This is a genomic window from Aminobacter sp. LjRoot7, assembly GCF_964252895.1.
Taxonomy (GTDB): Bacteria; Pseudomonadota; Alphaproteobacteria; order Rhizobiales; family Rhizobiaceae; genus Aminobacter; species Aminobacter aminovorans_B.
Genome location: NZ_CAXUPX020000012.1, coordinates 91383 through 105857, shown reverse-complemented (window position 1 = coordinate 105857; position 14475 = coordinate 91383). Strand labels below are relative to the sequence as shown.

The following is a 14475-nucleotide window of genomic DNA, read 5'->3' as shown; positions in this document are numbered from 1 at the left end:
TATAAACCGGGAGAGCGTGAAGTGACAGGCGTAGGTCTTATCGGAACCGGCTTCATGGGCAAGTGCCATGCGCTGGCGTGGAATTCGGTGCGCACGGTGTTCGGCGACGTCGACAGGCCCAGGCTCGTCCATCTCGGCGAGGCCAGTGCCGACCTTGCCGCCCAACGCGCCTCCGAGCTCGGTTTCGAGAAATCGTCGGGCGACTGGCGCGCAGTTATCGCCGACCCCGAGGTCGATGTCATCTCGCTCACCACACCCAACCAGTTCCACCCCGAGATGGCCATCGCCATCCTCGAAGCCGGCAAGCATCTGTGGTGCGAAAAGCCGATGGCCCCGACACTGACCGAAGCGGAGGCCATGGCCGCTGCCGCGCGCAAGTCGGGCAAGGTTGCCGTGCTCGGCTACAACTACATCCAGAGCCCGGCCATCCGCCACATCAGGCAATTGCTCGACGAAAAGATCATCGGCGAGGTCAACCATCTCCGCGTCGAGATGGACGAGGACTTCATGGCCGACCCCGAGGCGCCGTTCTTCTGGAAACACGAGGCCAAGTCCGGCTACGGCGCGCTCGACGATTTCGCCGTCCATCCGCTGTCGCTGATCACGGCGCTGTTCGGGCGCGTCGGAAGCGTCATGTGCGACATGGCCAAACCCTACCCGGACCGCCAAGTATCAGGCGGCGGCCGCCGCGCCGTCGAGACCTATGACATCGCATCCAGCCTGATCCACCTCGAAAACGGCGTCTCCGGCACGCTTCTGGTCAACCGCTCCGCCTGGGGCCGCAAGGGCCGCATCCAGGTGCAGATATTCGGCTCCAAGGGCTCGATCGTCTTCGACCAGGAGCGCTTCAACGAAATCCAGCTCTATGTCACCTCGGATCGCCCCACCGAGCAGGGCTACCGCACCATCTTGGCCGCCCCCGTCCACGAGCCCTACGGCAAGTTCATCCCCGCCCCCGGCCACGGCCTAGGCTTCAACGACCTCAAGACCATCGAGTGCCGCGAACTCCTCGCCCGCATTGCCGGTGCGCCCGCGCGCGTCATCGACTTCGACGAGGGCCTGGAGATCGAGCGCACGGTTCACGCGATGGCGCGGTCGTTTGCCGAGCAGAAGTGGGTGAAGGTGAGGTAGGGGCTCTCCAGCTTGGGTTCCTCGCCCTCACGCAGTGGGGAGAGGTGTCACGGCAAAGCCGTGACGGAGAGGGGGCGTTTCAGCGTATATCACCGACCCGACGTCGAGTGGTTTCCATCCATCCCACCTGCACGACATAAAACGCCAGCAACATCGCCGCGTTGAGTTCGAGCACTTCCTCGACGGCGGCGAGCGCGCGTGACGAGGCCGCGATGTCGATCGCCTGCGCCAGCCCGATGAAGCCGACATGCAGGAAGAGCAGCACATGGCCCGACAGCCATGTCGTTGTGCCCGCCATGCCACGCCCGATGTGGCGCAGGGCCAGCAGCATCAGCCCGACCGACAGCACGAGCAGCAGTGCCACCAGCAGCCAAGCAAGGCCGTGGCTGACGTCGCGCAGCAGGCGGTAGGCGAGGATCAAAAGGTCGTGGAAGCCGTCGAGCTGCCCGCCGCCATAGAGCGGTAGCGGCTGGAAACCGAACAGGCGCGTGCCGAAGCTGGTTTCGTCGAGCAGCTCTGCGAGCCCGATCAGGCCAGCCAGCATGACCGGGATCCTTGGCCCTCGCAGCAGCGTCGATGCCCCGGCACCGAGCACGGCGGCTGCCAGGAACATGACTGTTCCCATTTCGACGATGCCGTCTTCCCGCAACAGCAGGTGGCGGATGCCGGGCGCGAGGATCGCGGCAAGGGCTGCAGCCACGGTGACTGCGCCGACAAGCACCAGCGCCATCGCTACAAAGCGAAGCTGGCCGCTCCGGTGCAGGTCCGGTGCTGCGCCGGCAAATGTTGGATGCGCAAATTCTGCCACGGACCCCTCCTGTCGCAAGACCGTCACGAAAGCGTCACGGTACGCTTCATTCCGGCGAAGCAAGGGCAAGGCCGATCACTCTTGGCGACCGTCTGTGACGAGCCGGCTTCATTTCGGGCAGGTCGGCCTCCTTGCGCCGCCTTGTCGGGGGGCGATGTTGCCTCGCCCCGCTTGTGCCTGATATTGCCGGCCTGCCGCTCATGCGGCGGCGCCAAAGGCCGGAACGTAACTGATGACCAAGCTTCCCGACCTGCCGGTGACGGCGGTCCTGCCGCAACTTGCCGAGGCCCTTTCGGCCGGCAACAGCGCCGTGCTGGTGGCGCCCCCCGGCGCTGGCAAGACCACGCTGGTGCCGCTGGCGCTGCTTGATGCGCCCTGGCGCGGGGATGGCAAGATCATCCTGCTTGAGCCGCGCCGGCTCGCTGCCCGCGCCGCCGCCCGCCGCATGGCGTCGCTGCTCGGCGAGGAGCCGGGTGGAACGGTCGGCTACGCCATGCGCATGGAAAACAAGGTCAGTGCGCAGACCAAGATCCTCGTCGTCACCGAGGGCGTGCTCGCCCGCATGATCCTCGACGATCCAGAGCTTCCCGGCGTTGCAGCCGTCTTGTTCGACGAGTTCCACGAGCGCTCGCTCGACGGCGATTTCGGTCTCGCGCTGGCGCTCGACGTGCAGGGCGCGCTCCGCCCCGACCTCAGGCTCGTCGTCATGTCGGCGACGCTCGACGGCGCCCGTGTTTCAAGATTGCTCGACGGTGCCGAAATCATCGAAAGCCAGGGCCGCAGCTTTCCGGTCGACATCCGCTATGACGAGCGCCCGGCGGGTGTGGCCATCGAGGACGCCATGGCCAAGGCGATCCGCGATGCGCTCGCCGATGAGCCGGGCAGCGTGCTCGCCTTCCTGCCTGGCCAGCGCGAGATCGAGCGCACTGCCGAGCGCCTCGACGGCCGCGTCGGCACTGATACCGACATCGTGCCGCTCTATGGCATGCTCGACGGCAAGGCTCAGGACGCCGCGATCAAGCCCGCGCCGGTGGGCCGGCGCAAGGTGGTGCTGGCGACCGCAATCGCCGAGACCTCGATCACCATCGACGGCGTCCGTGTCGTCATCGATTCCGGCCTGTCGCGGCTGCCAAAATACGAGCCGGCGAGCGGCCTGACCCGGCTGGAAACGGTACGCGCCTCGCGCGCCGCCGCCGACCAGCGCGCCGGCCGTGCCGGCCGCACCAGCCCCGGTGTCGCCGTGCGCCTGTGGAGGGCCGAGCAGACGGCAGCGCTGCCTGCCTTCTCGCCGCCGGAAATCCTTGAGGCCGATCTGTCCGGCTTCTTGCTCGACTGCGCTGCCTTCGGTGTCGCCGACCCGACCACGCTCGCCTTCCTCGACCCGCCGCCGGCACCCGCCTTGGCCGAGGCAAAAGCGCTTCTCGTCGAACTCGACGCCATCGACGCCGATGGCCGCCTGACCTCCTCCGGCCAGGCGATGCGCAAGCTGGCGCTGCCGGTCCGGCTCGCCCACATGGTCGCCGAAGCGGCGCGCCAGGGATCGGCGCTTGAGGCGGCACAGCTTGCCGTGCTGATGACCGAGCGCGGCCTCGGCGGCGACAGCGCCGATCTCGAACGCCGCCTGCAGCGTTTCCGCAATGAGCGCTCGCCCCGTGCCAACGCCGCAAAGCAACTGGCCGAGCGGCTGGCGCGGCAGGCAGGCAGTGCTGGGCAGTCGTCAGGTGATGCGCCCGCGCCTGGCGTCCTCCTGCTCCTCGCCTGGCCCGATCGTGTCGCCAAGGCGCGCGGCGAGCGCGGGCGCTTCGTGCTGGCCAATGGCAGCGGTGCTGCCGTCGATGCCGCCGATCCGCTCGCCGGCGAACAATACCTCGTCGTCGCCGACCTGCAGGGCAGGGCGCAGAACGCACGCATCTCGTCTGCCGCCGCAGTTTCGGAAGTCGACATCCGCACCGTGCTCGCGTCGCATCTGGAGCGGAAAATCGATACCAGTTTCGACAAGGACAAACGTTCCGTCCGTGTTCGCGAAACCGTCCGTATCGGCGCCGTCACCTTGTCCGAGCGCATGCTGCCAGCGCCGAAGGGCGAAGAAGCCGACCGCGCCATCCTTGAAGCACTCCGCGCTCACGGCCTCGGCCTGCTCGACTGGGGCAAGGAGGCCGAGACGCTTCGCCAGCGCCTGACCTGGCTGCATCGCGGCCTCGGCGACCCTTGGCCCGACATGTCCGACGAGGCGCTGCTCAACCGGCTCGAGGATTGGCTTCTGCCTTTCCTGCGTGGCGAGACATCCTTCGCCCGCATCGGTGCCGGTGTGCTCCACGATGCCCTGTTGACGCTCGTGCCGCACGATCTCCAGCGCAAGATCGGCTCGCTCGCCCCTACCCATTTCAGCGCACCGTCCGGCAGCCATGTGCCGATCCGCTATGACGGCGAATGGCCGGTGCTTGCCGTGCGCGTGCAGGAACTGTTCGGCATGGACAAGCATCCCTCGATCGCCGGCGGTACAGTGCCGCTGACGCTCGAGCTTTTGTCACCGGCGCACCGGCCGATCCAGACGACGCGCGACCTGCCCGGCTTCTGGCGCGGCTCCTGGGCCGACGTGCGCTCCGACATGCGTGGCCGCTACCCCAGGCATGTCTGGCCAGACAATCCGCTCGAGGCCCAAGCAACCGCGCGCGCCAAGCCGCGCGGCACCTGAAGCATCCGAAGGTCCGCGCAGCGAAAAGTGGACGCCGGTTTTCGGACAGTATCATGCTCAAACAACAAGCCAGGGCTTGGCGCGGGGGCGGCTTGCGGCGCATATAGCTGGCATGAACTCACTGATGCGCGCCCCCGATCTCCAACAGAGCCACAGGCTTCGCCTCAACACGCTGATCCGCCTGCGCTGGCTCGCCATCGTCGGCCAGAGCTTCACCGTCGTGGTGGTCGCCTACTGGCTCGAATTCCCGCTGCCGGTCAGCTTGTGTTTTGCGCTCATCGCCAGCTCCGCCTGGCTCAACCTGTTTCTCGCCTTCCGCTACCCGGCCACGCATCGGCTCAACCCCTTCGCTGCCTTCGGCATCCTCACCTTCGACAGCCTGCAGTTGGCCGGGCTGCTGTTCATGACCGGCGGATTGACCAATCCGTTCTCGCTTCTGATGACCGTGCCCGTCGTTATTTCGGCGACGTCGCTGCCGCTGCGGCTGACCGCCATGCTGGCGGTCGTGGTCATCGTCATGGTCAGCCTGCTCGCCTTCTTCCACCTGCCATTGCCCTGGTATGACGGCATCGTGCTGGCCATGCCCTTCATCTACACCGCGGGCATCTGGATCGCCGTCGTCTGCTCCATCGCCTTCACCGCCATGTATGCCTTCCGCGTCGCCGACGAGGCGCGTCTGCTCGCCAACGCGCTTGCCGCCACCGAGCTGGTGCTGCAGCGCGAGCAGCATCTGTCGGCGCTCGACGGCCTCGCCGCCGCCGCCGCCCATGAGCTTGGCACACCGCTCGCCACCATCACCCTCGTCGCCAAGGAGATGGAGCGTGCTCTCGGCAATGATCCGAAATATGGCGAGGACGTCACGCTGCTGCGCAGCCAGAGCGAGCGCTGCCGCGAGATCCTGAAGCGCCTCACCAGCCTGTCGTCGGAGGGCGAGGAGCATCTCGCGCGACTGCCGCTGACCTCGCTGGTCGAGGAGGTCATAGCCCCGCACCGCGATTTCGGCATCTCGATCAAGCTCGACCCCGGCGATCGCATCGGCCCCGAGCCGGTCGGCCACCGCAATCCGGGCGTCATCTACGGCCTCGGCAATCTGGTCGAGAACGCAGTCGATTTCGCCCGCAGCCGCGTCACCATTCGCTGGAGCTGGGACGACGAGGACGTCAGCTTCGTCATCATGGACGATGGCCCCGGTTTCCCGCCAGACATCATCGACCGCATCGGCGAGCCCTACATGTCGACTCGCCAGGGTGCCGAGCCCGGCGGCGGCCTGGGACTCGGCCTGTTCATCGCCAAGACGCTGCTCGAACGCTCGGGCGCCGAGATCAGCTTCACCAATTCGAGCGGCCCGGGCGAGGGCGCCATCGTCGAGATCTCCTGGCCGCGTGCCGCCTTCCTGAGCCGGCTGCCGGTTGGCACCACGATGTTCGATACAGCCTGAACCGAGGCCGCGAGAGGTGTTCCGGAGCGCTGGAACCCTTGCGGCAAGACGGTTGCGATCGTCGCAGGAAGGGGCTCGCCATTGGACATCGGCGCTTTGCACCTATATCTGCATGGAAAAACCATAAGAACGACTGGGATCAACGACAAAAAGGATCAAAGGCGATGACCACCCAGGACATTGCATCCGGGTTGCCGGGCGAAGACCACTCACTGCTGCTCGTCGATGACGACAAGCCATTCCTGACCCGCCTGGCCCGCGCCATGGAAAGCCGTGGCTTCGCCGTCGACACCGCCGAAAGCGTCGAGGAAGCCGTCGCCAAGGTGCGTAGCAACCCGCCGGCCTACGCAGTGGTCGACATGCGGCTGGGCGATGGCAACGGCCTCGACGTCGTCTCGGCCATCCAGGAGCGCCGCGAAGACACCCGCACCGTCATCCTCACCGGCTACGGCAACATCGCCACCGCTGTCACCGCCGTGAAGCTCGGCGCCATCGACTATCTCTCCAAGCCGGCCGATGCCGACGACGTCTACGCCGCGCTGACCAATTCGTCAGGCGAGCGCGCAGCACCGCCGGAAAACCCGATGTCGGCCGACCGCGTTCGCTGGGAACACATCCAGCGCGTCTACGAGATGTGCGAGCGCAACGTGTCGGAAACCGCGCGCCGTCTCAACATGCACCGCCGCACGCTCCAGCGCATCCTCGCCAAGCGAGCACCGCGGTAACGCACAAGGACTAGGGGAGTAGGGCATTAGGTAAAGTCGGCTGAGCAGCTACTGCCCTACTGCCTTATTCCCCGACTCCCTCTCTTACTCGCTTTCCCCCTCCAGCGCCGGCACCGACACTCCTGCCAGTTCCGCCGCCAGCAGGCGGGCGGCACCCGCACGGGCAATGCGCAGCATCAGCGCTTTGCGCGTCGCCGCCACCATGCGGTGCTCGGGCGCTTCACGCATGATCTCCGCGCCGTAGCCGTCGGAGAGAATGAAGCCGCACTCTTCGGGGAAGATCTCGGCCGGCACCTCGGGATGGGTGGCGAAGAAGAAGCGGTCGGAATGCAGTCGGTAGTCGGGCCATTTGCGGTCGACGCGAAAATCCTCGATCGACGACTTGATCTCGATGATCCAGATGTCGCCCTGGCGCGTCAGCGCCACGAGGTCGGCGCGGCGTCCCGTCGCCAGCGACAGTTCGGGCAGCACATGGGCGCCCATCTGCATCAGCAGGCGCTGCACGCCACGGCGTACCAGCATGGCTCGCTCGGATTGGCGACCATCGACGAGAGGGTTGGAAACAAGAGGTGAAATGATCGGCATGGACCAATCATCGCATCATTTGTTCACGTTTTGAACCCGCCTGCTGGATTATTCCAACCACTCTCCCGCCAGGCGGCTGAAAGTAGCTCCAGGTTGCATCATTGCGGCCTGTCGTTGAATCTGTTGGATTTTCCCGCGATGCGTGTTGCCGAAATGCCATAACCCTTCCCTTACGTTGGGTCCCGCGGGGCTTTGGATGCACGCAAGGCTTGGCAAGCAAAACGCCTGCCCGGTAAGAATGGTGGCAAAAATGAGGCCGAATCGGTCCGGATGCGCTCTTGCTTGGGAAGCCCTACATGCAATTGAAGTCTCTTGCCATTGTCGCCGCCCTGGCGCTGACCACCGCTCTGGCGGGCTGTTCGACCGACGGCGTGTCGCGCATGTTCTCCAACGACTATGGCGGTCGCGTCGATGCCGGTTACCAGCTGCCGACGATTCCGATCAGCAAGGTCCCGCGCCAGTTCCATCGCCAGATCGTGCGCTACGAGACCGACGAGCAGCCCGGCACCATCGTCGTCGATACCGCGCAGAAGTTCCTCTACCTCGTCCAGCCCGAAGGCAAGGCCGTGCGTTATGGCATCGGCGTCGGCCGTGAAGGCTTCGAGTGGCAGGGCACGGCCCGCATCGCGGTCAAGCGTGAATGGCCGGTTTGGACGCCGCCGCCTGCGATGATCAAGCGCCAGCCCGAGCTCGCCAAGTGGTCGGGCGGCATGCCCGGCGGCCCCAAGAACGCGCTCGGCGCCCGCGCGCTGTACCTCTTCAACAAGGGTGGCGACTCCGGTTACCGCCTGCATGGCACGCCGGAATGGAGCTCCATCGGCAAGGCCATGTCGTCGGGCTGCATCCGCCTGATGAACCAGGACATCATCGACCTCTACAACCGCGTCGACGTCGGCGCCAAGGTCATCGTGAAATAACTGCGAGCCGTCCAGGCAACACGGACGACGCAAACGAAAAACCGGGCACTTTGGCCCGGTTTTTTGTTGTCAGGATTTTGGTTCGCTCCGCCTTGGATGGCTGCGGAGCCGGGGACGGGATCAGGAAACCTGTTCGACCTGCTGCACTTCAGGCACGAAATGGCGGAGCAGGTTCTGGATGCCGTGCTTCAGGGTTGCCGTCGACGACGGGCAGCCGGCGCAGGCGCCCTTCATGTGCAGGAACACGGTGCCGTTCTCGTAGCCGCGGAAGGTGATGTCGCCGCCGTCCTGGGCAACGGCGGGGCGCACGCGCGTGTCGAGCAGTTCCTTGATCGTCACCACGATCTCGGCGTCGGCCTTGTCGAAGAACTCGTTCTCGTCGTCATGATGGCCGCCGCCGCCGGCAGCCTGGCCGGCCATGACTGGCACGCCCGACATGAAATGCTCCATGATCGAGCCGAGAATCGCCGGCTTGAGATGCTGCCAGTCCGGGCCGTCCTTGGTGACGGTGATGAAGTCGTAGCCGAAGAACACGCCGGTCACACCCGGGATGTCGAACAGCCGGCCGGCAAGCGGCGATGCCGTGCGCGCGCTGTTGGCGTCACGGAAATCGGCCGTGCCTTCGAGCAAAACTTCCTTGCCCGGCAGGAACTTCAGCGTCGCCGGATTGGGGGTCGCTTCGGTCTGGATGAACATGGACGTGTCTCCGTGCCCGCGCGCGCGGGATGTCTCAGTTTGGAATAGTTCTAATTAGGCTTTGCACGGCCGACATTCAAGCCGCTAGCGCGCCTCCGCGCCAATATGTTGCGCCCAGTCTATTGGGCCAGAGGCCTAGGCCAGGCTGTCGATGTCCTCGTCGGACAGGTTCTGCGGCACCACCGTCACCGGAATCGGGAAGGCGGCACCCTTGCCGGCGATCGACGCGACGAGGGGACCGGGGCCTTCCTTGCCGGCGCCTGCCGCCAAGACCAGGATAGCGATATCCTGGTCGTCTTCAATCAGCTTGTGGATCTCCTCGGCCGGCCGGCCTTCGCGCACGACGAGCTCCGGCTCGATGCCGAGCGTCTCGCGCACCTTCGCGGCATGACCGTCGAGCGCTGCGTTGGCGGTAGCTGTCGCTTCCTCGCGCATGATCTTCTCGACCCCCAGCCAGTGCTGGAAGTCGTCGGGCTCGATGACATAGAGCAGCACCAGCACGCCGCTGGTGCTTCTGGCGCGCTTGGAGGCGTAAGCGACGGCGCGCTCGCATTCCGGCGTGTCGTCGATGATCGCCAGGAACTTGCGCCGGTGGCCGGCTTCCTTGCTGAGGCGTTTGGAGACCATTTCCTACCCTGCTGCGCGACGTTTTGATCTTCAATCTGCCACCGGCGCCGGCTGCCCGCAAGCAGCCAGCGCCGATGATGCTGTCAGTCGCCGAGCAGGCCGATGATGTCGCGCACGTCCTTCATCGTCGTTTCGGCAATCGCGCGGGCACGGTCGCCGCCGTCACGCAGCACGGCGTCGATGTGACCGGGATCGGCCATCAGGCGGCGCATTTCGCCGGCGATCGGCGCCAGCTTCTCGACCGCGAGGTCGGCAAGCGCCGGCTTGAACACCGAGAACTGCTGGCCGGCAAACTGGCTGAGCACCTGTTCCTTGGTCATGTCCGCCAGGCCGGCATAGATGCCGACAAGGTTTTCCGCCTCGGGGCGTTCCTTCAGTTCGTCCAGTTCGCTCGGCAGCGGCGCCGGGTCGGTCTTGGCCTTGCGGATCTTCTTGGAGATCGTGTCGGCATCGTCGGTCAGGTTGATGCGCGAGAGGTCGGAGGGGTCCGACTTCGACATCTTCTTCGACCCGTCGCGCAGCGACATGATGCGCGCCGCAGGCCCGCCGATGATCGGCTCGGTGATCGGGAAGTAGCCGTTCACAGTCTCTTCGCCCACCTGCATCTCGACGCCAACGCCGAGATCGGCGATGCGGGCCGAGAAGTCGTTGTTGAACTTCTGGGCGATGTCGCGGGTCAGCTCCAAGTGCTGCTTCTGGTCCTCGCCGACCGGCACATGGGTGGCGCGGTAAAGCAGGATGTCGGCAGCCATCAGGCTCGGATAGGCAAGCAGGCCGAGCGAGGCGTTCTCGCGGTCCTTGCCGGCCTTGTCCTTGAACTGCGTCATCCGCTGCATCCAGCCGATGCGCGCCACGCAATTGAAGATCCATGCAAGCTCGGCATGCTGCAGCACGCGCGCCTGGTTGAAGACGATGTGCTTCTTCGGATCGATGCCCGAGGCCAGGAACGCGGCAGTAATCGAGCGCGTCTGGCTCTGCAGGTCGTCATGGACGAGCTGGGCGGTCAGCGAGTGCAGGTCAACGACGCAATAGATGCACTCGTTGGTGTCCTGCAGGGCGACGAACTTGCGGATGGCGCCGAGATAGTTGCCGAGATGGAGATTGCCGGTCGGCTGGACGCCGGAGAAGATGAGCGGTTTGAAGGCGGTCATGATGGATCCCGTGGCTTGTGGAGGGCCGTTTCGCGCGCGGCGAAATTCGAGTGGCGCTTATGAACGATGGCGCCTAACCGATCAAGAGGGACGGCGCCCCGGGCCAATTGCCGCCAGCACCTGTCCGATGCGTGCCGGCAGCTCTTGCCATCGCAGGGGGATGACCTCGATCTTGGCGATGCCGATGCCCCTGGCTTGACGGCCGAACCGCTGCAGCTTGTTCAGGTGCAGCTCCAGCACGGTGTGGGCGTCCTGCTTGAGGTCGGTTTCGAAGCTGGCCCTGGCTCTCCAGATTTCGCCGCGTTGGCTCAGGCTTGAGATGCGTGCGACAACCGGGTGCTCATTGACCGCGAGCTTGAGCCGGGCCAGCCCCTCCGGCTTTTGGTGCCAGATGCTCAAGCGAATTCGCGCCTTGCCCTGGTATCTGAACGGCACGAGAAGTTTCGGGCGCGGATTGTAACTCACCCAGCGTATCCAGTCGTCGCCAGCCTCGAACGGGCTCCAGTCGAGCGATTTTGGCGAATTGTCCTGTACGATGACTTCGGTGCGCGTGAGGGGCCGCAACTCCGCCCGCAGCACGCCCTTGTGCATCGCGTTCTGGATAGCAAGCTGGCCTTTTTCATACAGGGCAAAATCGGGATAGGTGGATGCCATGAAGGTATTCGCAGCTTTGGCTCTGGCGACTTCGGAAGCCAGATAGCCCTCATATTCCGCTGCCAGCATGCGTCGGACCATTCGCTCCTGTTCGTCCGAGCTGTGGTTGACGTAGCTCAGGTAGCGATGGCCCGCCGCAAACTTGTGGACGGTGACGCGCTGCGTCGAGGCAAACGTCATACTGGCGTTTGCGGCCCGCAGCAGAAACTCTGCGTCGACCGGCGGAACGATCTCCCTTGGGTTCCGCCACATCCCGATCCGGTCGGCGACGTCACGGCGGTGGCCGAAGCTCGATGGCGGAAAGAAGTGCTCGAACGCCGCCTTGCTCTCGGCGAACACACCGGTCACCTGGCGGAAATTGCTCGCGCGCGGACCGTGGTAGATTGCCCCGCTCACGGCAAAATCGGGGCTTGGGGCGCCGGCAAACACACCGGCAAGTGCCTCGAGATGGTTCGGCATCCAGATGTCATCATGCCCGATATAGGCAATGTAGTTGCCGCGCGACATCTCGATGCCGGCATTGTTGGGGAAGGACTGGCTACCGCCGCGCTCAGCCAGGTTCAGCCAGCGGACCTTTGGCGAAGCAACCGACGACACCACCTCGGCCGTATCGTCGGTGCAGCAATCGCCGACAACGATCAGTTCGAAGTCCTGGCAATTCTGGCGCAGCACCGACTGAATCGACGGAAGGATGTGCCTTCCGCGATTGTAGGTCGCCATGATCACGGAGAAGCTCGGCACGGTTTAGGTGAACTTGTAAGGGATGCCAGGATGATCGTAGCGTACCCGAGACTTGTCCGGGTTCGCCGGATCGTAGGCATTCGTCGGCATGTTGACGAAAGTCGCCGTGGTGGTTCCCTTGTTCTGGACGCCATGGACGACAAAGGGCGGGATCGTCAGAAGCACCTTGTTTGCGGCGCCAACATCAAGAACGTTGACCTTTTGATATGTCGGGCTGTCCGTGCGCAGGTCGTAGAGGACAACCCTTATCTCGCCGTTTGTGTAGGCGAGGCGGTCGGATTGCCGCTTGTGGTAGACCCACGCCCTGATCGACTCCGGTTCTGCCGACACCAGATAGACATGCGGCGGCGACACGATGGGCTCCTTCAACGCCGACAACAGGACGGTGAGGTCTCCACGCTTGTCGGCGCGCGTGCTCAGGCGCTGTAGCCGCACGCCCTCGATCAGGTCGTCGGAAACGACGTCATCCAGAAACGGAATGTCGTCGCTCCACGGCTTGTCATCGACGAAGTCCTCAAGTGACAACATATCCATGTAACCTCCCTAACGTGCGACACGCCCGCATCTAAGCGACACCCAGCGCCTGTATCTGTCCGGCCGCTGCAGAAGGCAATGCTGAATTGGCTCGCCGCTGTGGAGATGCACGGATCGGCGCTTGAATCAAACGAGTTGCCTGTACCAGCCCGGCAAATCTTCAGTCGGGTTCGACCGGCGATGGCGCGGGCTTGGCGCGATTGCGTTTGATGTTGCGGCGGATCATGCCGGCATCCGCGCCGCCGATGCCGAAGGCGACGGCGAAATAGACGATCATCGCGCCCGCCACCAGCACGGTGAGCGCCGCTGCCTGGGTGTAGACGGGGGCCGCCGACCCGAGCCATTGGCCGGCCTCGCGGGTGGCGAACCACAGCCCACCGGCCATGGCGGCGGAGGCGACGACGAGGCGCGGAATCCGCTTCATCAGGGCGGCGTCGCGATCCCACTGGCCGCGCCAGACCAGCGTGCCGAGCAGCATCGCCGCGTTGACCCAGCCGGCGACCGCGGACGCCGCGGCGATGCCGGGCGCGCCCCATGAGGGAAACAGCGTCAGCGCGACCGAAATGTTCACCGCCACTGAGATGGCCGCGAAATACATCGGCGTGCGTGTGTCCTCGCGGGCGAAGAAGCCCGGCGTGAATGCCTTGATCAGCACGAAGGCCGGCAGGCCGAGGCCGAAGATGGCGAGGATCGACGCGACCACTGGCGTGCTGTTGGAGGCGGCAAACGCGCCGCGCTCGTAGAGCACGCGCACGATCGGCTCCGAGATGACCATCAGGGCCGCGGCGGCTGGCAGCGTCAGGAACAGCGTGAACTCGACCGAGCGGTTCTGCAGGTTGGCGGCCTCGACCTTGTTGCCCGACTTCAGCGCCCGCGACAGCTCCGGCAGCAGCACGATGGCCACCGCCACGCCGACGACGCCGAGGGGCAACTGGTAGACGCGGTCGGCGAGGTTCAGCGACGACACCGCACTGTCCTGGCCCGAGGCGATGGCCGTGCCGATCAACGTGTTGATCTGGGTGATACCGCCTGTGATCGCGGCCGGCAGCGCCAGCCACAACAGCCGCTTGACGTTGGGTGTCAGCTTCGGCCGGCGGAAGCCGATCGCTATGCCGGCATGGCGCACCGCGATCCAGACGATGATCAGCTGTACCAGGCCGGCGGCCAGCACGCCCCAGGCCAGCGCATAGCCGACTGTCAGCCCGTCATGGCCGCGATACCAGGCATTGGCCAGCAGGCCGACGAGGATGATGTTGAGGAACACCGGCGCGATCGCCGCGGCGAAATAGCGGCGCAGCGAATTCAGCATGCCGCTCATCATCGCCGCCAGCGACATGCAGATCAGATAGGGGAACATGATGGTGGCGAGCGCCACCGTCAGGTCGTATTTCTCGGGATTGTCGGCGAAGCCGGGTGCCACGACGAAGCGCACGATCAGCGGCATCGCCAGTTCCATGGCGATCGTCAGCACCAGCAGTGCCGAAAACAGCACGCCGAACACTTCCTCCGAAAAGCGCTTGGCGCCCTCCGTGCCGTTGGCCTCGATCTCCTTGGCGAACAATGGCACGAAGGCGGCGTTGAAGGCGCCTTCGGCAAACAGCCGCCGGAAAGTGTTGGGAAACTGGAACGCGGCGTAGAAGGCATCGGCCACCGGTCCGGTGCCGAGCGCTGCCGCCATCAGCATCTCGCGCGCAAAGCCCAGCACCCGGCTCATCAGCGTGCCCGAGGCAACGGTCGCGAATTTCTTGATCAGTGACATGGGGCGCGACGATG

13 protein-coding genes are annotated in these 14475 nt (G+C 65.2%); 5 read left to right on the top strand and 8 right to left on the bottom strand.

Features of this window, described 5'->3' with window-relative positions; genetic code table 11:
• The first annotated feature begins 21 nt into the window (after nt 1-21).
• Nucleotides 22-1131, top strand: a complete 1110-nt coding sequence (locus ACSQ3E_RS26465) for a Gfo/Idh/MocA family protein (protein ID WP_436124944.1) — start codon at nt 22-24, stop codon at nt 1129-1131.
• A 79-nt stretch (nt 1132-1210) separates the two neighbouring features.
• On the opposite strand, the gene ACSQ3E_RS26460 is transcribed toward ACSQ3E_RS26465, so the two are convergent.
• Nucleotides 1211-1939, bottom strand: a complete 729-nt coding sequence (locus tag ACSQ3E_RS26460; RefSeq protein WP_436124943.1) for a hypothetical protein — start codon at nt 1937-1939, stop codon at nt 1211-1213.
• Between the two features lie 232 nt (nt 1940-2171).
• On the opposite strand from ACSQ3E_RS26460, the gene hrpB reads away from it, so the two are divergent.
• From hrpB to ACSQ3E_RS26445, 3 genes are all read left to right on the top strand, one after another.
• The gene (gene hrpB, locus ACSQ3E_RS26455; RefSeq protein WP_436124942.1) at nt 2172-4634 is read left to right on the top strand and encodes an ATP-dependent helicase HrpB; all 2463 of its coding nucleotides are present in this window, start codon (nt 2172-2174) and stop codon (nt 4632-4634) included.
• 112 nt (nt 4635-4746) lie between these two features.
• Nucleotides 4747-6072, top strand: coding sequence for an ActS/PrrB/RegB family redox-sensitive histidine kinase (locus tag ACSQ3E_RS26450; RefSeq protein WP_310327487.1), 1326 nt, complete (start codon nt 4747-4749; stop codon nt 6070-6072).
• Between the two features lie 164 nt (nt 6073-6236).
• Nucleotides 6237-6797 (top strand): ActR/PrrA/RegA family redox response regulator transcription factor, encoded by a 561-nt coding sequence (locus ACSQ3E_RS26445; protein WP_067955409.1) that lies wholly within the window; start codon nt 6237-6239, stop codon nt 6795-6797.
• Between the two features lie 84 nt (nt 6798-6881).
• Here the strand turns inward: ACSQ3E_RS26445 and ACSQ3E_RS26440 are convergent, their stop codons facing one another.
• Nucleotides 6882-7382 carry an MmcB family DNA repair protein gene (locus tag ACSQ3E_RS26440; RefSeq protein ID WP_436124941.1) on the bottom strand — a complete coding sequence of 167 codons (501 nt, stop codon included), beginning with the start codon at nt 7380-7382 and terminating at the stop codon, nt 6882-6884.
• A 296-nt stretch (nt 7383-7678) separates the two neighbouring features.
• On the opposite strand from ACSQ3E_RS26440, the gene ACSQ3E_RS26435 reads away from it, so the two are divergent.
• On the top strand, nt 7679-8299 hold the full coding sequence (locus ACSQ3E_RS26435; RefSeq protein WP_310327480.1) for a L,D-transpeptidase: 621 nt from the start codon (nt 7679-7681) through the stop codon (nt 8297-8299).
• Between the two features lie 120 nt (nt 8300-8419).
• Here ACSQ3E_RS26435 and ACSQ3E_RS26430 read toward each other — a convergent pair whose 3' ends face one another.
• The 6 genes from ACSQ3E_RS26430 to murJ all read right to left on the bottom strand — a co-directional run bounded on the left by ACSQ3E_RS26430 (nt 8420) and on the right by murJ (nt 14461).
• Nucleotides 8420-8995, bottom strand: a complete 576-nt coding sequence (locus ACSQ3E_RS26430) for a NifU family protein (protein WP_436124940.1) — start codon at nt 8993-8995, stop codon at nt 8420-8422.
• Between the two features lie 135 nt (nt 8996-9130).
• Nucleotides 9131-9622: a universal stress protein gene (locus ACSQ3E_RS26425; protein ID WP_310327475.1), complete on the bottom strand. Its 492-nt coding sequence runs from the start codon at nt 9620-9622 to the stop codon at nt 9131-9133.
• Between the two features lie 83 nt (nt 9623-9705).
• The gene (trpS, locus tag ACSQ3E_RS26420) at nt 9706-10773 is read right to left on the bottom strand and encodes a tryptophan--tRNA ligase (protein ID WP_436124939.1); all 1068 of its coding nucleotides are present in this window, start codon (nt 10771-10773) and stop codon (nt 9706-9708) included.
• Between the two features lie 81 nt (nt 10774-10854).
• Entirely contained in the window at nt 10855-12168 is a 1314-nt protein-coding gene (locus ACSQ3E_RS26415) for a glycosyltransferase family 2 protein (RefSeq protein WP_436124938.1), read from the bottom strand.
• Between the two features lie 3 nt (nt 12169-12171).
• Complete coding sequence (locus ACSQ3E_RS26410) at nt 12172-12702, bottom strand: dTDP-4-dehydrorhamnose 3,5-epimerase family protein (protein WP_436124937.1); 531 nt, start codon at nt 12700-12702, stop codon at nt 12172-12174.
• A 160-nt stretch (nt 12703-12862) separates the two neighbouring features.
• Nucleotides 12863-14461 carry a murein biosynthesis integral membrane protein MurJ gene (gene murJ, locus ACSQ3E_RS26405; RefSeq protein WP_436124936.1) on the bottom strand — a complete coding sequence of 533 codons (1599 nt, stop codon included), beginning with the start codon at nt 14459-14461 and terminating at the stop codon, nt 12863-12865.
• Nucleotides 14462-14475 lie beyond the last annotated feature (14 nt).